The following is a 26,861-nucleotide window of genomic DNA, read 5'->3' on the forward strand; positions in this document are numbered from 1 at the left end:
ACGCAGTCGGGGTGACCTTCGCTGCCCCGCGCGCGGGCGCGCTCAGCGACGCCCGGGGTCGTCGCCCTCGGCGCGCTCGGTGTCCGCGCCCGCCAGGGCGCCCTCGACCGCGTCGTCGACCGCACCCTCGATCTCCGCCTCGGGCTCCAGTGGTGAGCGCTCGGGGACGCCGGTCGGCGGCGCGGCCCACTCGTCGGCGCGCAGGCTGACGCGGCGCAGCGGGGGGAGCGCGGCGGCGAGGGCGGCCGTCGCGACCACGCAGATCGCGCCGCCCGCGGTGATCGCGGGGCCGGGACCCAGCAGTCGCGAGGCGACGCCGGCCTCGACGCCGCCCGCCGAGGGTCCGACGGTCGCCTGCGCGAGCCACACGCTCGACACGCGTCCCTGCAGGTGGTCGGGGGTGCAGTGCGCGAGCAGGGCGCGTCGCAGCACCTCCGAGACCATGTCGCACGCCCCGGCGACGGCGAGGAACGCCAGCGCCAGGGGCAGCGACCCGGCGAGCCCGACGGCGGCGATGGCCGCGCCGTAGAGCAGCACCGCGACCACGAGCACGCGCCCGGAGTGGTGCACCTGCGAGGTCCAGCCGCTGGTCAGGGCGGCGATCATCGCCCCGACGGCGGGCGCGGTGTAGAGCAGGCCGGCGGCCTGGGGCCCGGCCTCGAACACCTCGATGGCCAGCTGCGGGAACAGCACGTAGGGCAGCGCGAACACCATGGCGGCGACGTCGATGAGCAGCACCCCGCGCACCACCGGGTGCTTGGCGACGAACGTCGCGCCCTCGGCGATCGACTGCAGCGGGCGGGCGGTCGGCGCGCCCTGCGGCGGCAGCGGGGGCAGGAAGAACAGCAGGGTGGTGGTGACCAGCGAGCCGAGCGCGCAGAGTCCGAAGTTGACCGCGAGGCCCGGTCCGGCGATGAGCAGGCCGGCGACCGAGGGCCCCACGACCGCGCCGATCTGGGTGGACAGGGCGACCAGCGCGCCCGCCGCGGCGAGCTGCTCGCGGGGCACGATCGCGGGCGTCACGGCCATCAGCGCGCTCTGGCTCACCGCGGTCGCGCCGTTGATCCCGACCAGGAGGTAGATCAGCCACAGCTGGGGCGTCGGCAGCGCCGCGTTCACCGCGAGCGCGGCGAACACCAGCGTCGCGCCGCCGCGCGAGACGAGGATGACCGTGCGCCGGTCGAAGCGGTCGGCGATGACGCCACCCGCGAGCGTGCCCGCGAACGTCGTCGTGCCGACCACCGCGGCGGCCACGCTGACCTGCAGCGACGACCGCGTCATGTCGAAGACCTGCCACGGCACGCCCACCGTCGTCAGCGAGATGCCGAAGAGGGAGACGACGCGCGCCGCGAACACCAGCCGGAAGGCCCGGCTGGAGCGCAGGGGCGACAGATCGATCACGAGCCGGGACGCCAGCAACCCCTGCTCCCCTCGGTCCGTAGGTGAGGCTATCCATACCATCCGGAGCGGCACGGACGACAGCGGGGAGTACCGCCCCGGACACGACACGTGGTCTTCGTCGCGCCCGGATCGGCTTGCTTTGCGCAGGTTAGGCTTGCCAAACTCGCGGCGGCCCGGGTGATCCACGACGGCGAGGAGGTGGGCGTGGCCGCTGCGCGCGATCTGCCCCTGACCGGAGCGCAGGAAGGTATCTGGTTCGCCCAGCACCTCGACCCGGCCAACCCGATCTACAACACCGGTGAGCGCCTCGACCTCGTCGGGCCGCTGGCCGCCGACGTGCTCGTCGCGGCGATCCGGGACGCGGTCGAGGAGACCGAGGCGCTGCACGTGCGCTTCACCAGCGTCGACGGCGAGCCGCGCCAGACCGTCGTGCCGCCGGGGGAGCGCGCCGCGTGGAGCGTGCAGCGCGTGGACCTCCGCGGTGAGGCGGACCCCGAGGCCGCGGCCCGGGCGTGGATGGACCGGGCGCTGGCCGAGCCGGTGGACCTCGACCGCGGGCCGCTGTTCGCCCAGGCCGTGCTGCGCCTGGGCGAGGACCACCACGTGTGGTTCCACAGCTATCACCACGTCGTCATGGACGCGTACGGCTTCTCGCTCGTCGCGCGCCGGGTGGCCGCGCTCTACGCCGCGCGCCTGGCCGTCGACGCGGCGCCGGCGTCGCGGGCGGGCACGCTCGAGGAGCTCGTCGCGGCGGACGCGCAGGCCCGGGACGCGACGCGCGAGGACGACCGCGCGTTCTGGGCGCAGCGGTTCCCCGGCCCGCCCGAGCCCGCGACGCTGGGACGCGGGTCGACGCGCTCGTCGTCGACGTTCCTGCGCCGCGGCGCCACGCTGCCCGCCGCCGCGGTCGAGGAGATGGAGACCGCGGCGACGGCCGGCGGCGGGCGCTGGCCCGAGCTCGTGCTGGCCGCGGTCGCGCTGTACCTGCACCGGCTGTCCGGCGCGCCCGACGTCGTGCTCGGCGTGCCGATGATGGGCCGCCTCGGGCGCGGGATGCGGACCGCCGCCCGCACGCCCGGGATGCTGGTCAACATCGTGCCGCTGCGCCTCGGGCCGACGCCGGCCACGACGGTGGGCGAGCTGGTCGCCGAGGTGGCCGCGGAGCTCGCCGCCGTGCGCGACCACCAGCACCGCCGCTTCGAGGACCTGCGCCGCGACCTGCGCCTCGACGCCGCCGGCGGCACCCGGGGCGAGGCGGCCCTCGTGGGCCCGTGGGTGAACGTCAAGCCGTTCGCCGACAAGCTGCGCTTCGGCGCCGAGACCGTCGGCACCGCGCGGCCGGTCGCCGGCGGTCCCGTGCACGACCTCGCGGTGAACGTGCAGCGCCAGCCCGACGGCAGCCTGGTGCTCGACGTCGACGCCAACCCCGCGACGTACGACGCCGACGAGGTCGAGGGCCACCGCCGCCGCCTCGCCGCGCTGCTGGGCACGCTCGCGCACACGCCGCCCGACCGGCCGCTGGGCGCGGTGGCGCTGCTCGACGAGGACGAGCGCGCGGCGGCGCGGGCGGCGGGCACGGGCGCGCCGGTCTCCGCGCTGCCCGCAGGCGACCTGAGCACGCTGCTCGGCCGGGCCGCGCGCGAGCACCCCGACCGCCTCGCGGTCACCGCGCCCGACGGCACCGGCCTGACACACGGCGAGCTCGACCGCCGCGCGCGGGGCCTCGCCGCCCGGCTGCGCGCCGAGGGCGCGGGACCCGGGTCGCTCGTGGCGATCGCGCTGCCCCGCACGCCCGACCTCGTCGTCGCGATCCTCGCCGCGGTGCACGCAGGCGCGGGCTGGCTGCCGCTGGACACCGACGCCCCGGCGGCGCGCCTGGCGCTCGTCGTCGAGGACGCGGTGCCGGCGCTCGCGCTGGTGAGCGCCGAGACCCGCGACGCGCTGCCCGGGGTCGTGACCCTGGATCTCGCCGCGGCGCTGGCGGACCTGCCGGCCGAGGCCCCGGTGCTGCCTCCGGTCGACGACGCCCACGCGGCGCACGTGATCCACACCTCCGGGTCGACCGGGCGCCCCAAGGGCGTGGTCGTGCCCCGCGCGGCGCTGCGCACGTTCCTGCTCGACATGCACGCGCGCACCGGGCTGGCGCCGGGGCGCACGCTCGTCGCCGTCACCACCGTGGGCTTCGACATCGCGGCGCTCGAGCTGCTGGTGCCGGTGCTCGCCGGCGCCACGGTGGTGGTCGCGCCACGGCGCACCGTGCAGGACCCCGCCGCGCTCGCCGACGTGCTGCGCTCGCAGGCCGGGCTCACGGTGCAGGCGACGCCGACGCTCTGGCGCGCGCTCGCCGACGTCGCGCCGGACGCGCTGGCCGGCGTTACCGCGCTCGTCGGCGGCGAGGCCCTGCCCGCGTCGCTGGCCGCGAACCTCGTCGCCGCCGGCGCCGACGTCACCAACCTCTACGGCCCGACCGAGACGACGGTGTGGTCGACGGCCTCCCACGTGAGTGATCTTTGGGCCTACAGCCCCAAAGATCGCTCACATGGGGCGCCGCCGATCGGGACGGCGATCACCGGGACGCGGACGCGGGTGCTCGACCGGGCCCTGCAGGACGTCCCCGACGGCGTGGTCGGCGAGCTCTACATCGCCGGCGCCGGGCTCGCGCGCGGCTACCTCGGCCGCCCGTCGCTCACCGCCGCGCGCTTCGTCGCCGACCCCGCGGGCGCGCCGGGCGAGCGCATGTACCGCACGGGCGACCTCGTACGCCGCGACCGCGACGGCGTCCTGCACTACGTCGGACGCGCCGACGACCAGGTCAAGGTCCGGGGCCACCGCGTCGAGCCCGGCGAGGTCGAGGCCGCGCTCGACGCCCTCGACGGCATCGCGCGCTCCGTGGTGTCTCTGTCCACCGACCGCCTGGTCGCGCACGTCGTGCCCGCGGACGGTGCCCAGCCCACCACCGCCGACGTCCGCGCGCGCCTCGCCGACACGCTGCCCGAGCACCTGCTGCCCTCGGCCGTCGTCGTGGTCGACGCGTTCCCGCTGACCGCCAACGGCAAGGTCGACAAGGCCCGCCTGCCCGCGCCCGACCCCGCCGCCGCGACGGCCCGGCGCGCCCCCGCCGGGCCGGTGGAGGAAGCGCTCTGCGCCATCACCGCCGAGGTCCTGGGCCTCGATACCGTCGACCCCGACGACGACTTCTTCGCCCTCGGCGGGCACTCGCTGCTCGCGACCCGGCTCGTCGCCCGCGCCGCCGACCGGGTCGGCGGCACCCTGACCGTCCGCGACGTCTTCGACGCCCCGACGCCTGCGGCCCTCGCCGCGCGCCTCGACGCGTCCGGGGCCGCCACCCCCGACGACCCGCCGCTCGCGCCGCGTGCCGACCGCGCGACCGAGCCCCCGCTCTCGCCCGCCCAGCAGCGGCTGTGGTTCCTGCACCGCCTGCACGGGCCGTCGGCGACCTACAACATCCCCGCCGTGCTGCGCCTGCGCGGCGAGCTCGACGCCGGCGCGCTGCGCGCCGCGGTCGGCGACCTCGTCGCCCGGCACGAGGCGCTGCGCACCGTGCCCGTCGAGGACGACGACGGCGTCGCGCGCCAGCACGTGGTGCCCGACCCGGAGGTCCCCTGGACGCAGGCGGGGCACCCCGACGACCTCGAGGCCGCGATCGACGACGCTGCCCGCACCGTGGTCGACGTCGCCACGACGATCCCGGTCGCCGCGACGCTGATCGAGGCCGGCGCCGAATACGTCCTCGTACTCGTCGTGCACCACCTCGCCGCCGACGAGTGGTCGCTGACCACACTCGCCGACGACCTCGCCACCGCCTACGCCGCCCGCCGCGAGGGCCGCGCGCCGGAGCGCCCGGAGCTGGCGATCCAGTACGCCGACCACACCGTGTGGGACGCCGAGCGCCTCGGCGCGCCCGACGACGCCGCCTCGCGGGCCGGCGCACAGCTGGCGTGGTGGCGCGAGCAGCTCGCCGGGCTGCCCGAGGAGATCGCGCTGCCGGCCGACCGACCGCGGCCCGCCGAGCCGTCGGGCGCCGGCGGGGTCCTGCGGTTCACCGTGGACGCGACCCTGCACCGCGGCGTGCGCACGGTGGCCCGCGCGACCGGGACCAGCACGTTCATGGTGCTGCACGCCGCCTTCGCCGCCCTGCTGACCGGGCTCGGGGCGGGCACCGACGTCGCCGTCGGCAGTCCCGTCACCGGCCGCACCGACCCGGCCCTGGACCCCCTGGTCGGACTCTTCGTCAACAACGTCGTCCTGCGCGTCGACACCGGCGGGCACCCCACCGGCCGCGAGCTGCTCGCCCGGGTCCGCGAGGTCGACCTCGACGCCGTCGCGCACGCCGACGTGCCCTTCGATCGCGTCGTGCAGGCGCTCGACCCGGGCCGCGCGCTGGCCCGCCATCCGCTGTTCCAGGTCATGCTGTCCTACCGCGAGGTGCGCGCCGGCGGCCCGGAGATGCCCGGCCTCGACGCGACGCTGGAGCTGCGCGAGACCGGGACGGCCAAGTTCGACCTGACCGTCGACCTCACCGAGACCCGCGGCGCCGACGGACTGGACGGGTTCGTCGAGCACGCCCTCGACCTCTACGACGCCGCCACCGCGCAGGCGCTCGTCGACCGCTGGCTGCGGCTGCTCGGCGCGCTCGCGGCCGAGCCCGACCGGGTCGTCGACACCCTGCCGGTGACCGACGCCGCCGAGCGCGACCGCCTCGTCGCGGCGGGCGTCGGGCCGCGCGTCACCCCCGACGGGCGCCCGCTGCCCGCGCGCGTCGCGGCGGTCGCCGCCGAGCGGCCGGACGCGGTGGCCGTGCGCTGCGGCGACTCCGTGACCACCTACGCCGAGCTCGTGGAGCGCGCCGGCGCCCTCGCTGTCGCGCTGGAGAAGGCCGGCGCGGGCCCGGGAGCGCTGGTCGGCGTGGCCCTGCCGCGCGGCCCGGAGCTGGTCACGGCGCTGCTCGCGGTGCTGGCGACCGGCGCGGCGTACCTCCCGCTGGACCCCGACCACCCCGCAGCGCGCACGCACCAGGTGCTCACCGACGCGACGCCGGTCGCGGTCGTCGCGGAGGCGGGGTTCGACGCGGGCGACGTGGCGGTGGTGGCGCCCGACGCGGGTCACGGTTCCGGGGCGCTGGAGGGCGGCCCGGTCGGCGACGAGGCCGTCTACACGATCTACACGTCGGGCTCGACGGGCCGCCCGAAGGGTGTCGTGGTGCCCGCAGCCGCGCTGGACGCGTTCCTCGCCGGCATGGCCGACCGGCTCGCGCTGGGCCCGGGGGACCGGTGGGTGGCGGTGACGACGGTGTCGTTCGACATCGCCGCGCTGGAGCTGTGGCTGCCGCTGGTCTCCGGCGCCGAGGTCGTGCTCGCCCGCCGCGAGGAGGTGCTCGACCCGCCGCGGCTCGCGGCCCTGGCGGCGGGCGCGTCGGTGGTGCAGGCGACGCCGACGCTGTGGCAGGCGCTGGCGTCCGACGAGGGCGTCGACCTCGCCGCGACCCTCGCCGGGGTGCGCGTGCTCGTGGGCGGCGAGGCGCTCCCGGCCGCCCTGGGGCAGCGCCTGGCGGCCGTGGCCGCCGAGGTCACCAACGTCTACGGCCCCACCGAGACGACGATCTGGTCGACGGCCGCCCACGTGAGCGATCTTGGGGCCTATAGCCCCGAAGTTCGCTCACATGGGATCGGGACCCCGCTCCCCGGCGAGCGCGCGTACGTGCTCGACGCCGGGCTGCGGCCGGTGCCCGACGGCGTGGTCGGCGAGCTCCACCTCGCCGGCGCGGGGGTGACGCGCGGCTACCACGCCCGCGGCGACCTCACCGCCGAGCGCTTCGTCGCCGACCCCTTCGGCCCGCCCGGCACGCGGATGTACCGCACCGGCGACCTCGCCCGCCGCGACCGCGACGGCACCCTGCACTACCTCGGCCGGGTCGACCAGCAGGTCAAGGTGCGCGGCTTCCGCATCGAGCTGGGCGACGTCACCGCCGCGCTCGAGGCCGCCGACGGTGTCGCCGCGGCCACCGCGGTGGTGCGCCCCGGCGCGGGGGACGCCCCGGCGCGCCTGCTCGGCTACGTGGTGGCGAGCGACGGCTCCGACACCGACCTGGACCCCGCGGCCGTGCGCGCCGCGGTCGCCGAACGGCTGCCCGAGCACATGGTGCCCGTGGCGGTCACCGTCCTCGACGCCTTCCCGACCACGCCCAACGGCAAGATCGACGCCAAGGCGCTGCCGGAGCCCGAGGTCGCCGGCGCCCCGGCCGGTGCCGGCCGCGCGCCCGAGACCGAAGCCGAGCGCGCGCTCGCCGCGGTGTTCGGCGAGGTGCTCGACGTCCCCGCCATCGGTGCCGACGCCGACTTCTTCGCCCTCGGCGGCGACAGCATCGCCTCCATCCGCGTCGTCGGCCGCGCCCGCGCCGTTGGCTGGGCCATCGCCGCCCGCGACGTGTTCACCCGCCGCACGCCGGCCGCGCTGGCCGAGGTCGCGGAGAAGACGCAGGAGGCGGCCCCCGCGGCATCGAACGGCGCGGGCTCGTCCGCCCCGCTCGTCGCCCTCGACGACGACGAGCTCGAGGATCTGGACGCCGAGTGGAGCGCCCCGTGACCTCCACCCGCGACGATCGCTCGGCGGTCGCCGACGTCCTGCCGCTCTCGCCGCTGCAGGAGGGCCTGCTCTTCCTCGCGCGCTGGGCCGCGGGCGACGAGGGGTCGGCCGGCGTCGACCCCTACACGATCCAGCTGCAGCTCGACGGCCACGGCCCGCGCCCCGAGCGCCTGCGCGACGCCCTCGACGCCGTGCTCGCGCGTCACGACGTGCTGCGCTCGGCGATCCGCGACCGCAAGCGCGGCAGCCCCGTGGCCGTCGTCCCCGAGGCCGCGAGCACGCCGTGGACCGAGACCGACGCCGCCGACGACGCGGAGGTCGAGCGGGCGTGCGAGGCCGAGCGCGTCCGCCCGTTCGCCCTCGGGCGGCCGCCGCTGGTGCGCGCGGTGCTGGTCCGGCGCCCGGACGGCCGGTGGCGCCTGGCGATCACGCTGCACCACCTCGTGGTCGACGGGTGGTCGCTCGGCCCGCTGGTCACCGAGCTGCTCGACCACGCCGAGGGCCGGGAGCCCGCGGGCGACGCGGTGCCGTATCGCGGCTACCTCGAGTGGCTCGGCGCGCAGGACACCGCGGCGATGGCCCAGCGCTTCGCCGACGACCTCGCCGGCCTCGACGAACCCACCCGCCTGGCACCTGCCCCGAGCGCCGAGGAGGGCGTACCCACCGACCTGCCCGCCACGGTCGAGACCGCCCTCGACGACCAGCTCGGCGACGGGCTCGCCGCACTCGCCCGCGACCGCGGCGTCACCACCGCCACCGTGCTGTCGGTGGTGTGGGGCGTCGTGCTCGCGCGCCTGACGGGCCGCGACGACGTCGTCTTCGGCACCACCGTGTCCGGGCGCCCGCCCGAGGTCGCGGGGGTCGAGGCGATCCTCGGGCTGTTCGTCAACACGGTCCCGGTACGGGTGCGTCTCCGTCGGCAGGAGACCGTCGGCGAGCTCCTCGACCGCGTCCAGGACGAGCAGGCCGCGCGCTGGCCCGACCACCAGGCCGGGCTCGCGGAGATCCAGCGCCGGGCGGGGATCGGCGAGCTGTTCGACACGCTGCTCGTCGTCGAGAACGTCGGCCTCGACCCGTCCGCGCTGGCCCGCCTCGCGCCCGACCTCGGCGTCGACCACGTCGGCATCCGCGACGCCACCCACTACCCGGTCAGCATCGTCGCGCTGCCCGCCCACGGCGACGAGCCGGCGCGGCTGCGCCTCGTCCACCGTCCCGAGCAGATCGGCGACGCCGACGCCCGCACCCTGCTCGCGCGCGTCGAGCGCGTGCTGCGCGCCGTGGTCGCCGACCCGGACCGCACCGTGGACGACCTCGACGTCCTCGACGACGCCGAGCGCCACCACCTCGTCGTCGAGCTCAACGACACGCGCCTCGAGGTCGCGCCGCGCACCTGGCTGGCGATGTTCGACGTCGCGCTCGACGCCGCCGGGCCCGACGCTGCCGCGCTCGTGCACGGCGACGAGCGGCTGACGTGGGGTGAGCTGGACCAGCGGTCCGGGCGGCTGGCCCGCGCCCTGGTCGAGGCCGGCGCCGGGCCGGACCGCGTGGTCGCGGTGTCGCTGCCGCGGTCGGCGGAGCTGTTCGTCGCGCTCGTGGCCGTGCTGCGCGCGGGCGCGGCGTTCCTGGCGCTCGACCCCGACTACCCGCCCGACCGGCTCGCCTTCATGATCGACGACGCCGACCCGGTGGCCCTGGTCGGCGGGGACGAGCTGACCGTGGACGTCCCGCGCCTGTCGCCGGACGTCGTGCCCGGGGACGAGACCCGCGCCCTCCCCGCACCCCACCCCCTCGACGCCGCGTACCTCGTCTACACGTCGGGGTCGACGGGCCGGCCCAAGGGCGTGGTCGTGCCCCACACCGGGGTCGCCGACCTCGTCGCCACCGCCCGGCACACGCTCGGCGTCGCGCCGACGTCGCGGGTCTCGCACTTCGCATCGGTGAGCTTCGACCTCGCGGTGTTCGAGATGTCGATGGCGCTGTGCGTCGGCGGCATGCTCGTCGTGGTGCCCACGGAGCTCCGCGCGCCCGACGCCGAGCTCGTCGCGTACCTCGTGCGCCACGGCGTCACCCACGCCGCGCTGCCGCCGTCGGTGTCGGGGGCGCTGCCGCCCGAGGTCGCGCTGCCCGAGGACATGACCCTGCTCGTGGGCACCGAGGCGGTGCCGCCCGAGCTGGTCGCGCGGTGGGCGCCGGGGCGGACGCTGGTCAACGCGTACGGGCCCACCGAGGTCACCGTCAACGCGACGTTCGGCGACCTGTCGGGGCGCGCCGGCGCCGAGGCCGTCGCCACGCACCACGCCGCGCCGATCGGCGTGCCCGACGTCAACGGGCGCGCCTACGTGCTCGACCGCCGGCTGCGCCCGGTCGCGCCCGGCGTCGTCGGCGAGCTCTACCTCGCCGGTGCCGGGCTGGCGCGCGGCTACCGCGGGCGCCCCGACCTCACCGCCGAGCGCTTCGTCGCCGACCCCTTCGGACCCCTGTTCGGCGAGCCCGGCGCGCGCATGTACCGCACCGGCGACCTCGTGCGCCGCCGCCGCGCGACCACCCGCGACGGCGCCCCGGACCCGTGGCCCGAGCAGCTCGAGTACCTCGGGCGCGCGGACGACCAGGTGTCGCTGCGCGGGTTCCGGGTGGAGCTCGGCGAGGTGTCGAGCGTGCTCGCCGCCGACCCGTCCGTCGGCCAGGCCGTCGCCGTGGTGCGGCGCGACGGGCCGTCGGCGCGGCTGGTGGCGTACGTGACGCCGGGCGCCGGCACCCCTGACCCGGCGGACCTGCGGGCCCGGGCGGCCGCGGCGCTGCCCGAGCACATGGTCCCGGGCGACGTCGTCGTGCTCGACGCGTTCCCGCTCACGGTCAACAACAAGATCGACCGCGACCGGCTGCCGGCCCCCGAGCGCTCCGCGGGCGCGGGCGGGCGTGGTCCGGAGAGCGAGGCCGAGCAGGCCCTGACGGCCGTCGTGGCCGAGGTGCTGGGGCTCCAGGAGGTCGGGGTCGAGGACGACTTCTTCGCCCTCGGCGGCGACAGCATCGTCTCGATCCAGCTCGTGTCGCGGGCGCGGCGCGCGGGCTGGACGATCACGCCGCGGCAGATCTTCGAGGCGCGCACGGCGGCGGGGCTGGCGGCGGTCGCGGTGCCGGCCGGCGGGCGCCCGGCGATCGCGCCCGTCGACGGCACCGGGCGCGTGGCGCTGACCCCGATCCAGCGCTGGCTGCTCGCCCGCCCGGGGCCGATCCGCACCTACCACCAGCGGGTGGTGCTGGCCGTGCCGTCCGGGACCGACCCGCGACCCGCGCTGCAGGCGGTGCTCGACACCCACGACCTGCTGCGCGCACGGGTCGCCGACGGGGCGCTGGAGGTGCCGGCGGCGGGGTCGGTGCGCGCCGAGGACGTCGTGGTGACCGGCGATGGGGACGGCGCGGCCACGGCCGAGCGCCTCGACCCGCACGCCGGCCGGATGGTCGCCGCGTCGTGGTCCGGCGACCGCCTCGTGCTCGCCGTGCACCACCTCGTCGTCGACGGGGTGTCGTGGCCGATCCTCGCCGGCGACCTCGCCGCCGCCGCGGAGGGCCGCGCGCTCGAGCCCGGGACCTCCTTCCGGGCGTGGGCGGAGGCGCTGGTCGCGACGGCCGACGCCCGCCGGGACGAGGTCGACGCGTGGCGCGCGGTGCTGGCCGGCGACCGGGCGCCGATCGGGCGCCGGGCCCTCGACCCCGCGCGCGACACCGTCGCCACCACGCGGCACCACCACGTCGAGGTGGGGCCCGAGGTCACCGAGGTGCTGCTGGGCGCGCTGCCCGCCGCGGTGCACGGCGGGGTGGACGACGTCGTCGTGGCGGCGCTGTCGCTGGCGGTGGCGCGGTGGTCGGGGGCTCGCTCTGGACCTGGGGCGGACCTGGTGCTCGACCGCGAGCGCCACGGTCGCGAGCCCGGCGCCGTGCCCGGCGAGCCCGACCTCACGCGCACCGTCGGCTGGTTCACCGCGACCCACCCGGTGCGCGTGCCCCTGCCCGCGCCCGACGCCGCCCCGGATCGCGTGCTCAAGGCGGCCAAGGAGGCCCTGCGCGCGACGCCCGGCGACGGGCTGGGGTTCGGGCTGTTGCGCGACGTGCTCGACGTCGACCTCGGGACCGGCCCGGAGCTTCTGGTCAACTACCTCGGCCGCACCGCCGCAGGCACCGGCGGCGACTGGGCGCCCGCCCCCGAGGCCCCGGCGATGAGCGGCGGGGGCGACGCCTCGATGCCCGCCGCGCACGCGCTGGAGATCAACGCGCGTACCGAGGACCGCGCCGACGGGCCGCACCTGGTGGCGCGGTGGTCGTGGCCCGACGGGGTGCTGACCGACGAGGACGTCACTGCGCTCGCCGACGCCTTCGCCGACGCCTGCCGCGAGCTCGCGGCGGCCCGGGACGCGGTCGGCGGGCACACGCCGTCGGACTTCCCGACCGTCGCGCTGACCCAGGACGACGTCGACGCGCTCGCCGCGCGGGCGCCCGGCGGGATCGACGACGTCGTGGCCCCGGCGCCGCTGGCCGAGGGGATCCTGTTCACCTCGCGGTTCGAGGGGGCGGGGGAGCCGACGCTCGAGCGCGACGTCTACGCCGTGCGGCTGGAGGTCGACCTCGCCGGCTCGGTCGACGCGGCGGCCGAGGCCGCCCTGCACCGCGCTTTCGCCGCCCTCACGGCGCGCCACGACGCCCTGCGCGAGACCTTCCCGACCGTCTCCTCCGGCCGCCCGGTGACCCTGGTGCCGTCCTACGTGCGTGATCTTCTGAGCTATAGCTCAGAAGATCACGCACGTGGGTTGGTGCGGCTCGACGTCCACCGAGGCGACGACGGCGCGGTCACCCTGCACCTGGTCAGCCACCACGCCGTCCTCGACGGCTGGTCGCTCCCGATCGTGGTGCGCGAGCTCTTCACCCTCTGGTCCGTCGCCCGGCGCACCGGCGTCGACGACCCCGCGACCCTGCTCGAGCGCGCCGGCCTCCCGCCCGCGCTCGCGCACCGCGCCCACCTGCACCGCCTCGCCGCCCGCGACCACGACGCCGACGTCGCCGCCTGGCGCGACGCCCTCGCCGACCTCGACGCCCCCACCCGCCTCGCCCCCGCGACCGCCGACCCCGGCCCGACGGCCGCCCGCACCCGCGTCCTCGACCGCGAGCGGTCCGACGCCCTCGCGGCCCTCGCCCGCACCCGCGGGGTCACGCTCTCGTCGGTGCTGCAGGTCGCCTGGGCGCTCGTGCTCGGCCACGCCACCGGCCGCGACGACATCGTCCTCGGCCAGACCGTGTCCGGGCGTTCCGCGGACGTCGACGGCATCGAGACCGCCGTCGGCCTCTACATCGCCACCGTCCCGGTGCGCGTGCGCGCCCACCCCGCCGACACCCTCGCCGGCCTGGTCACGCGCACCCAGGACGAGCAGGCCGCGCTGCTCGAGCACCAGGACGCCGGGCTGCCCGCGATCCAGCGCGCGGTCGGGCTGGGCGAGCTGTTCGACACCCTGCTCGTGGTCGAGAACTACCCGCTCGACCCCTGCGCGGTCGACGCCGCGCTGCCCGACGGCCTGCACGTCACCGGCGTGCGCAGCATCGACGCCCCGCACTACCCGGCGAGCCTCGTCGCCACCCCGGGCCCCGATGGTCTGACGCTGCAGCTCAACCACCGCGTCGGCGTCGTGCCCGCCGACGACGCCGACGCCTTGCTCGCGCGCCTCGTGGGCGTGCTCGACGTCCTCGTCGACGACCCCGACCGCCCGCTCGCCCGCCTCGACCTGCTCGACGACGACCGGCGCGCCGCCCTGCTCGCCGCGGCCCAGGGACCGCCGGCGATCCGCGACGGGCGCCCGCTCCCGGTGCGCCTCGCGGCCGTCGCCGCCGAGGCCCCCGACGCCGTCGCCGTCCGATGCGGCGAGGAGACGCTGACCCGCCGCGAGCTCCAGGACCGGTCGGCCGCGCTGGCCGGCTCGTTGCGCGTCGCGGGCGCGGCGCCCGGCGCGCTGGTGGGCGTGGCGGTCGAGCGCTCGCCCGACCTCGTCGTCGCGCTGCTCGCGGTGCTGCGCACCGGGGCGGCGTACGTCCCGCTCGACCCCGCCTACCCGGCCTCGCGCATCGCCCAGGTCCTCGACGACGCCGCCCCGGTGGCCGTGGTCGGCGCGCCCGGGTCGCTGCCCGGCGACGTCACCGTGGTCGATCCGCAGGCCGACGGCCCCGCCGACGCCGAGCCCGACGGCCCGACCGGCGACGAGACCACCTACGTCATCCACACCTCCGGCTCCACCGGGCGACCGAAGGGCGTCGTGGTCCCCGCCGGCGCCCTCGACGCGTTCCTCGGCGCCATGGACGCCCGGCTCGGGCTCACCGCCGACGACCGGTGGGTGGCCGTGACGACGGTGTCGTTCGACATCGCCGCGCTCGAGCTCTGGCTGCCCCTGCTCGCCGGCGCCGAGGTGGTGCTGGCGCGCCGCGACGAGGTGCTCGACCCGGTCGGGCTCGCCGCGCTCATCTCGGCGGCGCCGGGGCGGACCGTGGTGCAGTCGACCCCGACGCTGTGGCAGGCGCTGCTCGCCGACGAGCGGGTCGACCCCGCCGCCACGCTCGCCGGCGTCCGCGTCCTCGTGGGCGGCGAGGCCCTGCCCCCGGCGCTGGGCGAACTGCTCGCCGCCTCCGCCGCCGAGGTGCACAACGTCTACGGCCCCACCGAGACGACGATCTGGTCCACCGCCTCCTACGTGCGTGATCTTCTGAGCTATAGCTCAGAAGATCACGCACGTGGGGTCGGGACGCCCCTCGGGGGGGAGCGCGCGTACGTGCTCGACGGAGCCCTGCGCCTCGTGCCCGACGGTGTGGTCGGCGAGCTCTGGATCGCCGGCGCCGGCCTCGCCCGCGGCTACCACGCCCGCCCGGACCTGACCGCCGAGCGCTTCGTCGCCGACCCCTTCGGGTCCCTGTTCGACGAGCCCGGCGCCCGCATGTACCGCACCGGCGATCTCGCCCGCCGCGACGAGCACGGCGACCTGCACCCCCTCGGGCGCGCCGACGACCAGGTCAAGGTCCGCGGCTTCCGCATCGAGCTCGGCGAGGTCACCGCCGCGCTGCAGGCCGCCGACGGCGTCGCCCGAGCCGCCGCCGCCGTCCGCCCCGGCGCCGACGGTGCCCCCGCGCGCCTGCTCGCCTGGGTCGTGCCCGCGACCGGCGCGGCCCCGGAGCCCACCGCCGTCCGCGACGCCGTGGCCGCGCGGCTGCCCGAGTACATGGTGCCGTCGGTCGTCACGGTGATCGACGCCCTGCCGACCACCCCCAACGGCAAGGTCGACACCCGCGCGCTCCCCGAGCCCGAGGTCGCGGCCACCGCGGGCCGCGCCCCGTCGGGTCCGGTCGAGGAGGCCCTCGCCGGCGCCCTCGCTGCGGTGCTCGAGCAGGAGGTCGGCGCCGACGACGACTTCTTCGCCCTCGGCGGCGACAGCATCCTCGCCATCGCCCTGGTCGGGCGGGCCCGCGCGGCCGGCCTCGTCATCACGCCCCGCCAGGTCTTCGAGCGACGGACGATCGCGGCGCTCGCCGAGGTCGCGGACACGGACCCGGACACCGGCCCGGCCGCACCGACGAGCCCCGCGGTCCCCGACGACGTGCGCCGTGCCGTCGCCGCCGGACGGGACGGCGTCGTCGACGTCGTGCCCCCGAGCCCGCTGGCCGAGGGCCTGCTGTTCCTCGCCCGCCTCGGCGCCGAGGCCGGCGGCGACGTCTACAGCATCCAGCTGCTCGTCGACCTCGCCGGACCCGTCGACGCCGACGCCCTCCACGCGGCCCTCCAGACCGTCGCCGACCGGCACGACGCGCTGCGCACCGTCTACCCCGACGGCCCCGACGGCCGCCCCGTCGGCGTGGTGCTGGGCCACCTCGCCGTGCCGTTCACGACCAGCGACGGCGACCCGGACACGGTCGCCGACGCCGAGCGCACGCGCGTCTTCGACGTCGCGACCGGCCCGCTGCTGCGCGCCGTGCTCGTGCGCCGCACCGACGACCGCCACCGCCTCGTGCTGACCTTCCACCACGTCGCCATCGACGGCTGGTCGATGCCGATCGTGCTGCGCGAGCTGCTCGCGACCTGGGAGGGACGCGAGCTCCCCGACCCGCCGCCCTACCGCGACCACCTCGCCATGCTCGCCGCCCGCGACCCCGACGCCGACCTCGCGGCCTGGCGCGAAGCCCTCGCCGGGGTCACCGCACCGACGCGGGCCGTCGAGACCCCCGACGCGGGCGAGACCGTCATCCCGCACCGCACCCCGGTCCCGCTGGACGACGACGTCGCCGCCCGGATCGCCGCCACCGCGCGCCGCCTCGGCGTCACCGTCGCCACCGTGCTCCAGGCCGCCTGGGGCGTCCTCGTCGGGCGCGCCGCCGGCAGCCCCGACGCCGTGTTCGGCCAGACGGTGTCCGGCCGCGGGTCGGGCGAGGCGCAGGACGCCGTCGGGCTCTTCATCAACACCGTGCCGGTGCGGATCACTGAGCGCCCCGCCGAGACCCTCGCCGACCTGCTCACCCGCGTCGGCGCCGAACAGGCCGCGCTGCTCGACGTCACCCACGTCGGGCTCGCCGCGATCCAGCGCGCGATCGGCGTGGACGACCTCGTCGACACCCTGCTCGTGGTCGAGAACTACCCCGTGGACCGCGACGCCGTCCACGAGGCCGGGCCCCCCGGCATCACCGTCGAGCACGTCGCGGGGCGGGACGCGACGCACTACCCGCTGGTGCTCGTCGCCGCCCTCGGTGCCGGCAACGTGCCGGCCCTGCACCTCGCCCACCGCCCCGACGCCCTCGACGACGACGCCGCCGCGGCGTGGGCCGGGCGGCTGGCCCGCCTGCTCACCGCGATCGCCGACGCCCCGGACACCCCGCTCGCGCGCCTCGACCTGCTCGCCGACGCCGAGCGCCGCCTCGTCCTCGAGCGGTGGAACGACACCGCCGTCGACGTCCCCGACCACTCCTGGCCCGCCGCGTTCGCCGAGGCCGTCGCCGCCCACCCGGACGCGCCCGCCGTGGTGGCCGAGGACCCGGCGACGGGAGAGACGCAGACCCGCACGTACGCCGAGCTCGCGGCCGACGCCGGGCGGGTCGCCGCCGCCCTGCACGCCCGCGGGATCGGGCGCGGCGACGTCGTCGGGGTCGCGCTGCCCCGGACGTCGACGCTGGTCGCCGGCCTGGTCGCCGTGCTCACCGCCGGCGCCGCCTACCTGCCCCTGGACCCCGACTACCCGGCGGGCCGCCTCGAGTTCATGCTCGCGGACTCCGGAGCCCGCGTCGTGCTGACCACCGCGGACACCGACGTCCCCGACGTCGCGGGCGTCGAGCGCCTCGACGTCGCCACCCTGCCCGACGCCCCGGCCCCGCCGACCCCTCCGCTCACCCCCGACGACGCCGCCTACGTCATCTACACGTCCGGCTCCACCGGGCGCCCCAAGGGCGTCGTGCTGCCCCACCGCGTGGCGCCCTCGCTGGTGGCCACGGCGGTCGACCGGCTCGGCGTCACCGCCGACGCGAAGGTGCTGCAGTTCGCCTCGGTCAGCTTCGACGTCGCGTTCTGGGAGCTGACGATGTCGTTGCTCACCGGCGCGACGCTCGTGGTGGCCCCGCCGCGGGTGCGCGTGGCCGACCCGGTGCTGACGACGTTCCTCGCCGAGCGCGGGTTCGGCCGCGGCGACGTGATGATCCTGCCGCCGTCGCTGGTCGCGGCCCTGCCGCCGGACGCCGAGCTGCCCGACGGCGCGGTGATGCTGGTGGGCACCGAGGCCGTCCCGCCGGCGATCGTCGAGCGCTGGGCGGCCCGGCTGCGGGTCTTCAACGCCTACGGCCCCACCGAGGTGGCCGTGAACTCCACGCTCGGCGAGACCGATCCGCAGAGCGGCGCCACCGGCCGCGTCCCGATCGGCGTGCCCGACCCGAACACCCGCGCCCACGTCCTCGACGCCGCGCTGCGCCCGGTGCCGCCGGGCGCGGTCGGCGAGCTCTACCTCGCGGGCGAGGGCCTGGCGCGCGGCTACCACGCCCGGCCCGCGCTCACCGCCGAGCGCTTCGTCGCCGACCCCTCCGGCCGGCCCGGCACGCGCATGTACCGCACCGGCGACGTCGTCCGCCGCCTGCCCGACGGCCGCCTCGACTACCTCGGGCGCGCCGACGACCAGGTCAAGGTCCGCGGCTTCCGCATCGAGCTCGGCGAGGTCGCCGCCGCGGTCTCGGCCGCGCCCGGCGTGGACCGCGCCGTCGTCGACACCCGGCCCGGCCCGGGCGGTACGCGGCTCGTCGCGTGGGTCGTCCCCGAAGCCGACGGGGACCTCGACGCCGTCCGCCGGCACCTCGACGACACGCTGCCCGCCCACCTCGTCCCGTCGGAGCTCGTGGCCCTCGACGCCGTCCCCGTGCTGCCCACCGGCAAGGTCGACCGGGCCGCCCTGCCCGCGCCCGCGGGCGACACCGGGGGCGGGACCGCGCCGCGCACCGACGCCGAGCGCGCGGTGGCGGCCGTGTTCGCCGAGGTCCTCGACGTCGAGGCCGACCGGGTGGGCGTCGACACCGCCTTCGCCGACCTCGGCGGGCACTCGCTGCTGCTCGCGGTGCTGCGCACCCGGCTGGCCGAGCGCCTCGACCTGACGGTGCCGGTCGCCGACCTCATGCGGCACCCGACCGTCGCTGACGTCGCCGCCCTGGACGACGGCGCCGCGAGCGGCGGCGACCCCGCCGCGCCCGTGCCCCTGCGCCGCGCCGAGGGCCGCCCGCTGGTGCTGTTCCCCGGCGCCGGCGGCGTCGTCCACCCGTACACGGCGCTGACCGGCGCGGTCCCCGGCCGGGCGGTGTGGGCGCTGCCCGGGCGCGAGCTCGCCGACCCCGGGTTCGCGCCCGACACGCTCGACGACGTCGCCGCCGACCAGCTCGCCCGCCTGCGCGAGGTCGTCCCGCACGGCCCCTACGACCTCGCCGGCTGGTCGTTCGGCGGGGTCGTGGCGCACGCCGTGGCGCGCCGACTGATCCACGCGGGGGAGACGGTCGCCTCGCTGACCCTGCTCGACGCCTGGCCCGGCGAGGGCGCGGGCACGGGCGGCGCGATCGACCCCGTCGCGTTCCTCGCCGAGGCCCTCGGGCTGCCCGCACCCGGGTCGGAGGCGGAGCTCACGGCCCTGGTCGAGCAGGACCCCGGCCTCGCCGGGCTCTTCCCGCCGCCGGTGCTGGCGGGCGCGCTGCGCCACGTGCGCCACGCCGCCGCCACCCTCGCCGCCCACGAGCCCGCGCCGCTGGACGATCCGGACGTATCGGTCACCATGGTCGTCGCCGTCCCGGACGGCGTGCGAGAGCCTCACCGCCTCGCCGACGCGCGCCGGCGCTGGACGCCGGTGCTCCCCGCCTCCGCGCGCTTCGTCACGGTCGCCGCCACCCACCACGGGCTGCTGCGACCGGGCGCCGTCGAGCGGGTCGGCGACCTGCTCACCGAGACCACGCCCCCCACCCCGGAGGAGACCCCCTGATGGCACCGCACGTCCCACCCGGCCTGTCCCGCCGCGGCTTCCTCGCCGGCGCCGGGGGCGTGGCCGCCACGCTCGCGCTCGCCGCCTGCGGGGGCGGCGGGGAGTCGGGCGGCGGTGGGGGCGGCGCCACGCGCACCGTCCAGGGCGCGGGCGGCCCCGTCCAGATCCCCGCGAACCCGCAGCGGATCGTCTGCACGGACTTCTACACGACCTACGCCCTGCTCGACGTCGGCGTGACCCCGTCGGGCACCGCCGAGGCGACCCTCGGCGGCGTGCTCCCGGAGTACCAGCAGGTCTACGACGGCATCCCCAAGGTCGGCAGCCCCACCGCGCTGAACTTCGAGGCGATCGCCGCGCAGACCCCCGACCTCATCCTCGGCACCCTCGTGCCGTCGCTGCCCGCCGACCTCGGCGCGCAGCTCTCGGGCATCGCGCCGACCCTGCTGCTGCCCGCCGCGGCGAACCCCGGCAGCTGGGGCGAGCGCGCGCTGCGCACCGCCGACGCGGTCAACCGGCTGCCGCAGGGCGAGCAGCTCAAGACCTCGTACGACCAGCACGCCGCCCGCATCCGCCAGCAGTACGCCGCCACGCTCGCGCGCACGAAGTGGGCGCTGGTGCGCGGCAGCTCGGGCGGGGTGTTCTTCTCCGACTACCCGACGTCCTGGAGCGGCGTGGTGCTGGCTGACTCGGGGTTCCCGTTCGGTCAGTTCGCGGCGGGGAAGACCGGCGCGGGCGGCCGGTTGTCCTACGAGCAGGCCACCCAGCTCGACGACTGCGACGTCGTCCTGCACCTCGCCGACACCCGCGGCGGCGTCGACGCCAACACCCAGACCCTGCTCGCCCAGCCCGCGTTCCAGCAGGTCCGGGCCGTGCGCGAGGGCCGGCTGTTCCCGCTGCCGAACTACTACTGCAGCCACTACAAGCAGGGCGAGGCCGTGCAGAGCTACCTCGAGACCGTCCTGCCCCGCGTCTAGGAGGAACGATGCGCGTCGTCCTGTTCGGCTACCAGAAGTGGGGCGCGCGGCTGCTGGCCGCGCTGCTCGAGTCCCGCCACGAGGTGGTGCTGACCGTCAGCCACCCCGAGGAGGGGGAGTGGGCACCGGCGATCTTCGAGGAGTCGATGGGCGACCTCGCCCGCGAGCACGGCATCCCCGTCCTCTACCGCGAGAAGGCCGTCGACGACGAGCTGGTGCGCGCGATCAAGGAGGCGGACGCGGAGATCGGGCTCGCCTGCAACTGGCGCACCTGGATCAGCCCCGAGGTGTTCGGCGCGCCCACCCGCGGCACCGTCAACACCCACGACTCGCTGTTGCCGAAGTACGCGGGCTTCTCCCCGCTCAACTGGGCGCTGATCAACGGCGAGAGCCAGGTCGGGATCACCGCGCACTGGATGGACGCCGACCTCGACCGCGGCGACATCATCACCCAGCGGACCGTGCCGGTGACGCCCACCGACACCACCGAGGACCTGTTCCACCGCACGGTCGGGCTGTTCGGGGAGCTGTCGCTCGACGCCTTCGACCGCATCGAGCACGGCCCGCACGACTGGCTGCGCCAGGACCCGGAGCACGCGTCGTTCTTCCACAAGCGCGCGGACCCGGACAACCGGATCCACTGGGACAGGTCCGCGCGGGACCTCGTCAACCTCGTGCGCGCCCAGACCGGGCCCTACCCCAACGCCTGGTGCCTGCACGAGGGCGAGCGCCTGCGCGTGCTCGAGGCGTCGGTGTCGCGGGAGCGCTGCGGCGGGACGGTCGGGCGGGTGTTCGCCCGCGAGGGCCGCGGCGTCATCGTCGTCGCGGGGCCGGAGGCCTGGCGGGGCGGGCAGCACGGGCTCGTGCTGCAGCGCGTGCTGGACGCGGACGGCGCCGAGCACGTGGCCGGCGACTACTTCCGGCGGATGGGCGACTACCTCACGTGAGGCCGGCCCGGCCCGGTCCCCCCGTACCGGGCCGGAGCGCGACTAGCGGTGGCCGCCGCCGGCGCCGCCGCCCTTGCCGCGGAACTTGTTGAGCATGCCCTGCGCCTTCTCGCGGTTCTTGGGGTCCGAGGCGTAGCGCTTCGCCTGGTCGGTGTACTTGCGTCCCTGCGGGCTGCGCAGGAACTGCTGGACCTTCGAGAACAAGCCGGGCACGACGTCTCCTGGGGTGCTCGGGGCGGGCGTATCCGCCCCGTGTCGCCCCACGGTATCGCCCCTTTCGGACACCCTGTTGTTACCCGCGAGTAGGGCGCTACACCCTACTCCTCGGTAACATGCGAGGGATACGCCACCGTGCTCTCGGGCGCGGAGCGTGGGAGAGTCGGGACAGAAGGCAGGTTACCGACGAGTAAGCTACTGATCGGTAATCGCGGTCCGCGAAGCGAGCACAGGAGGTCGCAGCAGGCCCATGAACATCGTCGTGCTGATCAAGCAGGTGCCTGACACCTGGTCGGAGCGCACGCTCTCCGACGCGGACAAGACCCTCGACCGCGCGTCGTCCGACGCCGTCCTGGACGAGATCAACGAGCGCGCCGTCGAGGAGGCGCTCAAGATCAAGGAGGCCGGCGACGCGACCATCACGGTCCTCACCGTCGGCCCGGACCGCGCCACCGACGCGATCCGCAAGGCGCTCTCCATGGGCGCCGACAACGCGGTGCACGTCAACGACGAGGCCATCCACGGCTCGGACGCGGTGACCACCGCCAAGATCCTGGCCAAGGCGATCGGCACCGTCGACGACGTCCAGCTCGTGCTGGCCGGCAACGAGGCCACCGACGGCCGCAGCGGCGCCATGGCCGGCATGCTCGGCGAGGTGCTCGGCTGGCCGTCGCTCACGCACGCCAACGAGATGGCCGTCGACGGCGGCACCGTCACCGTGAAGCGCGAGACCGACGAGGGCACGTCCGACCTCGCCGCGTCGCTGCCGGCGGTCGTCAGCGTCGCCGAGAAGATCAACGAGCCGCGCTACCCCTCGTTCAAGGGGATCATGGCCGCGAAGAAGAAGCCGGTGAACAAGATCGGCATCTCCGACCTCGGCCTGGAGGCGAACGAGGTCGGCCTCGCCGGCTCGCTCGTGCAGGTCGACTCCTTCGCCCCGCGCCCGCCGAAGTCCGGTGGCCAGAAGGTCGAGGACGAGGGCGACGGCGGCGCGAAGATCGCCGAGTTCCTCGTCGGCCAGAAGCTCATCTGATCAAGCCGTCTACGCGACCCGACGTCGGACGGCACACGCGGCGCGCCAGCGCCGCGGAGGCCGCTCCGACTTGGAGGGAGAGGAATGCCTGAGGTCCTGGTCCTCGTCGACCACGTCGACGGGGAGATCAAGAAGAACACCTACGAGATGCTCACGGCGGCCCGCCGCCTGGGCGAGCCGTCGGCCGTCGTCGTCGGCACGCCGGGCACGGCGACGAAGGTCGCCGAGGGCCTGGGTGCGCACGGCGCCGAGAAGATCTACGTCGCCGAGTCCGACGACGCGGTGAACTACCTGTCGACCCCGCAGGTCGACGCCCTCGCGGTGCTGGTCGAGCGCGTCTCGCCCACCGCGGTGCTCATCCCGGCGGGCGCCGACGGCCGCGAGGTCGCCGGCCGCCTGGCGGTGCGCACCAACTCCGGCTGGCTCAACGACGTCGTCGACATCGACGGCCAGCGCGAGGGCACCCACTCGATCTTCGGGGGCGCGTTCACCGTGCAGGCCCGCGCCACCACGGACACCGCGGTGATCTCGTGGCGCTCCGGCTCCATCGAGATCGAGGAGCACGCGGGCGCGGGCACGCAGGAGACGGTCGACCTCCCGGCGATCGACGAGGCGAAGTCGGCGAAGGTGTCCAACCGGGCGCCGATCGTCGGCGGCGACCGCCCGGAGCTCACCGAGGCCAACGTCGTCGTGGCCGGTGGCCGCGGCGTGGGCTCGGCGGAGAACTTCAACGTCGTCGAGACCCTCGCGGACTCGCTGCACGCCGCGGTCGGTGCCTCGCGCGCCGCGGTCGACTCCGGCTACTACCCGAACCAGTTCCAGGTCGGGCAGACCGGCAAGACCGTCTCGCCGCAGCTGTACATCGCGCTCGGCATCTCCGGCGCGATCCAGCACCGTGCCGGCATGCAGACCTCGAAGACGATCGTCGCGGTCAACAAGGACCCCGAGGCCCCGATCTTCGAGATCGCCGACTTCGGCGTCGTGGGCGACCTGTTCTCGATCAGCCCGCAGCTGACCGAGGAGGTCGGCAAGCGCAGCTCGTAGGCGCGCCGCCGTCCTGACCGAAGGGCCCCTCCGCTCGGGTGATCCGAGCGGAGGGGCCCTTCGCTCGTTCACGGTCCGTGCCCGGCACCCCTCGGGGGCAGCCGATCGTGCACGAGGGGATTACGCTCGACGGTCGATGACCTACCTCGACCACGCGGCGACCACGCCGATGCTGCCGGAGGCGGCGGCCACCCTCACCGACGCGCTCGGGCGCGTCGGCAACGCGTCGTCGCTGCACTCGGCCGGGCGCCGGGCGCGCCGGGCCATCGAGGAGTCCCGCGAGACCATCGCCGCGGCCGTCGGGGCCCTGCCGTCCGAGGTCGTGCTGGCCACGGGCGGCACCGAGGCCGACAACCTCGCGGTCAAGGGCCTCTACTGGGCCCGCCGGGCCGCGGACCCCCGCCGCACCCGCGTCGTCGTGTCCGCCGCCGAGCACCACGCCGTGCTCGACGCCGGGGAGTGGCTCGCCGAGCACGAGGGCGCGCAGCTCGACGTCCTGCCCGTCGACCCCTGTGGCCGCGTCGACCCCGAGGTCCTGCGCGCGGCGCTCGCCGCCCACGTCGACGAGGTCGCCGTCGTCAGCGTGATGTGGGCCAACAACGAGGTGGGCACGGTGAACGACGTGCGCGCGCTCGCCGAGGTCGCCCACGCGTTCGGCGTCCCGTTCCACACCGACGCGGTCCAGGCCGTCGGCGCCGTGCCCGTCGACTTCGCCGCGAGCGGGGTCGACGCCCTCTCGCTCACCGGGCACAAGCTCGGCGGCCCCGTCGGTGCGGGCGCGCTGCTGCTGCGCCGCGACGCCACGTGCACCCCGCTGCTGCACGGCGGCGGCCAGGAGCGCGACGTGCGCTCGGGGACCCTCGACGTCCCCGGCACCATGAGCCTCGCGACGGCCGTGCGCGCCGCCGTCACCGACGTCGACCGGCGCACCGCCACCCTGAGCGCCCTGCGCGACGACCTCGTGGCCCGCGTCGTCGCCGAGGTGCCCGACGCGCGCCTCAACGGCGTCCCGCTCGACGCGCCCGGCGAGCGCCTGCCCGGCAACGCTCACCTGTCCTTCCCCGGCTGCGAGGGCGACAGCCTGCTGATGCTGCTCGACGCCCGGGGGATCGAGTGCTCCACGGGCTCGGCGTGCACCGCCGGCGTCGCCCGCCCCAGCCACGTCCTGCTGGCCATGGGCCTCGACGAGGACCTCGCCCGCGGCTCCCTGCGCTTCTCGCTGGGCCACAACTCCACGCCGGCCGACGTCGACGCCGTCGTCGAGGCGATCGGCCCCGTCGTCGAGCGCGCCCGCCGCGCCGGGGATGCGCTGGCGCGGTCGTGAGGTGCCTTCGGCATGTGAGCACCTCTTGGTGCTCCAGCACCGAGAAGTGCTCACGTGCGCGGAGCGCACCGTGAGGGTCCTGGCCGCGATGAGCGGCGGGGTCGACTCGGCGGTGGCGGCGGCGCGGCTGCGCGACGCCGGGCACGAGGTCACCGGCGTGCACCTTGCGCTGGCGGCCAAGCCCGCGACGATGCGCGAGGGTGCGCGCGGCTGTTGCTCGGTCGAGGACTCCCGCGACGCCCGGCGCTGCGCCGACGTCCTCGACATCCCGTTCTACGTCTGGGACCTCGCCGCCCGGTTCCGCGACGACGTCGTCGAGCCCTTCGTCGCCGAGTACGCGGCCGGGCGCACGCCCAACCCGTGTCTGCGGTGCAACGAGAAGATCAAGTTCTCGGCGGTGCTCGAGCGCGCCCGGGCCCTGGGCTTCGACGCCGTGGGGACGGGGCACTACGCGCGCCTCGCGGACGGCGTCCTGCGGCGCGCGGTGGACCCCGACAAGGACCAGTCCTACGTCCTCGGCGTGCTGCGCCCCGACCAGCTCGCGGGCGCGGTGTTCCCGCTCGGCGACAGCCCCAAGGGCGAGGTGCGCGCCGAGGCCGCCGCCCGCGGGCTCGTCGTCGCCGACAAGCCCGACAGCCACGACATCTGCTTCATCCCCTCCGGCGACACCCGCGGCTTCCTCGCCGACCGGATCGACGAGGCCCCGGGCGTGATGGTCGACCCGTCCGGCGCGGTCGTCGGCGCCCACCGCGGCGTCCAGGAGTTCACCGTCGGCCAGCGCCACGGCCTCGGGCTGCGCCGGCCCGCCCCCGACGGGCGGCCGCGCTACGTGCTCGGGCTCGAGCCGGTCAGCCGCACCGTGCGGGTCGGCCCGGTCGAGGAGCTCGACGTCACCGGCCTCACGGGCACCTCTCCCGTCTGGCTCGTCGACCCCCCGCGCGAGGCCCTGGACTGCGTCGTCCAGGTGCGCGCCCACGGCGGCCTCGCGCCGGCGACGGTCCGGGTGGTGGGTGACGGGGTCGAGGTCGCGCTCGGGGAGCCCCTGCGCGGCGTCGCCCCCGGTCAGGCCGCGGTCTTCTACCGCCCGGACGTCGACGGCGACGTCGTCCTGGGCAGCGCGACGATCGCCGCCACCTCGCGCTGACCTGGGTGATCAGGAGTACCTGGTCCACCCGCGCGGGCCCGACGAGGTGCACGAGGTGCTCTTGATCTCGATGGAGCGCCCGCCCCGGTGATCAGCAGGCCGAAAGGCACCTCGGGTCGCCCGCTCCGCGTGCCTATCGACCTGGTGATCTCTGCGCCCGCCAGCGCGTCTAGCGTCAGGAGTAGAATCGGCGTCAGCATGAGCACCACCTGCATCGGGTGCGGAAGCGAGATCGCGGCGGAGCGCGCCGACCTGGGATACACCTACTGCACCGCCCCGGCCTGCCAGGCCGCGTACCGCCGGGGCCCGACCGTCACCGCGGTGGCCGTCAACAAGAGCGGCGACGCCTTCCGCGTCGCCGAGCCCGACGAGATCGCGGCGCGCGCCGCCGCGGGCGAGTTCGCCACCAAGAACACCGGCCTCGGGACCGTGCCCGAGACCGTCCCGCACGTCCCCGCCCCGCGCCGACCCCGCGCGACACGTCCGACACGCCAGGCCCGCCCTTCGTGGACCCCCGCGCAGGAGAAGATCGTCCGGCTGTACGCCGAGATGGGCCTCTCGCCGCGGCAGATCGTCGAACGGGCCCGGCAGAACACGCCCCGACTCGCCGTCACCGAGGCGCTCGCCGTGCGCATCCTCTCCTCGCCGCGCCGCTAGGGTCCGGC

11 protein-coding genes are annotated in these 26,861 nt (G+C 76.6%); 9 read left to right on the forward strand and 2 right to left on the reverse strand.

The window, feature by feature from the left end:
• Positions 1-42 precede the first annotated feature (42 nt).
• Positions 43-1,401, reverse strand: a complete 1,359-nt coding sequence (gene entS / locus ACQPX6_RS09520; RefSeq protein WP_433787063.1) for an enterobactin transporter EntS — start codon at positions 1,399-1,401, stop codon at positions 43-45.
• A gap of 204 nt (positions 1,402-1,605) precedes the next feature.
• On the opposite strand from entS, the gene ACQPX6_RS09525 reads away from it, so the two are divergent.
• Genes ACQPX6_RS09525 through ACQPX6_RS09540 form a run of 4 tightly spaced genes read left to right on the forward strand, consistent with a single transcriptional unit; the run spans position 1,606 to position 21,435 of the window.
• A complete protein-coding gene (locus tag ACQPX6_RS09525) occupies positions 1,606-8,004 on the forward strand; it encodes an amino acid adenylation domain-containing protein (RefSeq protein ID WP_433787064.1) in 6,399 nt (2,132 codons plus the stop codon).
• Positions 8,001-19,514 (forward strand): amino acid adenylation domain-containing protein, encoded by an 11,514-nt coding sequence (locus ACQPX6_RS09530; RefSeq protein WP_433787065.1) that lies wholly within the window; start codon positions 8,001-8,003, stop codon positions 19,512-19,514. Before ACQPX6_RS09525 ends, ACQPX6_RS09530 begins: the two co-directional genes overlap by 4 nt.
• Entirely contained in the window at positions 19,514-20,488 is a 975-nt protein-coding gene (locus ACQPX6_RS09535; RefSeq protein WP_433787066.1) for an ABC transporter substrate-binding protein, read from the forward strand. Before ACQPX6_RS09530 ends, ACQPX6_RS09535 begins: the two co-directional genes overlap by 1 nt.
• An 8-nt stretch (positions 20,489-20,496) precedes the next feature.
• Complete coding sequence (locus ACQPX6_RS09540; RefSeq protein ID WP_433787067.1) at positions 20,497-21,435, forward strand: methionyl-tRNA formyltransferase; 939 nt, start codon at positions 20,497-20,499, stop codon at positions 21,433-21,435.
• Positions 21,436-21,477: 42 nt separating this feature from the next.
• Here ACQPX6_RS09540 and ACQPX6_RS09545 read toward each other — a convergent pair whose 3' ends face one another.
• Positions 21,478-21,648: a hypothetical protein gene (locus tag ACQPX6_RS09545; protein WP_433787068.1), complete on the reverse strand. Its 171-nt coding sequence runs from the start codon at positions 21,646-21,648 to the stop codon at positions 21,478-21,480.
• 253 nt (positions 21,649-21,901) lie between these two features.
• On the opposite strand from ACQPX6_RS09545, the gene ACQPX6_RS09550 reads away from it, so the two are divergent.
• The 5 genes from ACQPX6_RS09550 to ACQPX6_RS09570 all read left to right on the forward strand — a co-directional run bounded on the left by ACQPX6_RS09550 (position 21,902) and on the right by ACQPX6_RS09570 (position 26,853).
• The gene (locus tag ACQPX6_RS09550; RefSeq protein ID WP_433787069.1) at positions 21,902-22,684 is read left to right on the forward strand and encodes an electron transfer flavoprotein subunit beta/FixA family protein; all 783 of its coding nucleotides are present in this window, start codon (positions 21,902-21,904) and stop codon (positions 22,682-22,684) included.
• Between the two features lie 84 nt (positions 22,685-22,768).
• On the forward strand, positions 22,769-23,728 hold the full coding sequence (locus tag ACQPX6_RS09555; RefSeq protein ID WP_433787070.1) for an electron transfer flavoprotein subunit alpha/FixB family protein: 960 nt from the start codon (positions 22,769-22,771) through the stop codon (positions 23,726-23,728).
• 136 nt (positions 23,729-23,864) lie between these two features.
• Complete coding sequence (locus ACQPX6_RS09560; RefSeq protein WP_433787071.1) at positions 23,865-25,052, forward strand: cysteine desulfurase family protein; 1,188 nt, start codon at positions 23,865-23,867, stop codon at positions 25,050-25,052.
• A gap of 70 nt (positions 25,053-25,122) precedes the next feature.
• Complete coding sequence (gene mnmA, locus ACQPX6_RS09565; RefSeq protein ID WP_433787072.1) at positions 25,123-26,196, forward strand: tRNA 2-thiouridine(34) synthase MnmA; 1,074 nt, start codon at positions 25,123-25,125, stop codon at positions 26,194-26,196.
• A gap of 198 nt (positions 26,197-26,394) precedes the next feature.
• The gene (locus tag ACQPX6_RS09570) at positions 26,395-26,853 is read left to right on the forward strand and encodes a hypothetical protein (RefSeq protein ID WP_433787073.1); all 459 of its coding nucleotides are present in this window, start codon (positions 26,395-26,397) and stop codon (positions 26,851-26,853) included.
• Positions 26,854-26,861: the final 8 nt, after the last annotated feature.

This window comes from Actinomycetospora sp. CA-101289, assembly GCF_050955895.1.
In the GTDB taxonomy this organism is placed as follows: Bacteria; Actinomycetota; Actinomycetes; order Mycobacteriales; family Pseudonocardiaceae; genus Actinomycetospora.

Bases quoted from the DNA above. Each gene is read 5' to 3' on its own strand.
- ACQPX6_RS09535 (WP_433787066.1), top strand. From the start codon at position 19,514: ATGGCACCGCACGTCCCACCCGGCCTGTCCCGCCGCGGCTTCCTCGCC.
- ACQPX6_RS09570 (WP_433787073.1), top strand. From the start codon at position 26,395: ATGAGCACCACCTGCATCGGGTGCGGAAGCGAGATCGCGGCGGAGCGC.
- ACQPX6_RS09540 (WP_433787067.1), top strand. From the start codon at position 20,497: ATGCGCGTCGTCCTGTTCGGCTACCAGAAGTGGGGCGCGCGGCTGCTG.
- ACQPX6_RS09560 (WP_433787071.1), top strand. From the start codon at position 23,865: ATGACCTACCTCGACCACGCGGCGACCACGCCGATGCTGCCGGAGGCG.
- ACQPX6_RS09550 (WP_433787069.1), top strand. From the start codon at position 21,902: ATGAACATCGTCGTGCTGATCAAGCAGGTGCCTGACACCTGGTCGGAG.
- ACQPX6_RS09555 (WP_433787070.1), top strand. From the start codon at position 22,769: ATGCCTGAGGTCCTGGTCCTCGTCGACCACGTCGACGGGGAGATCAAG.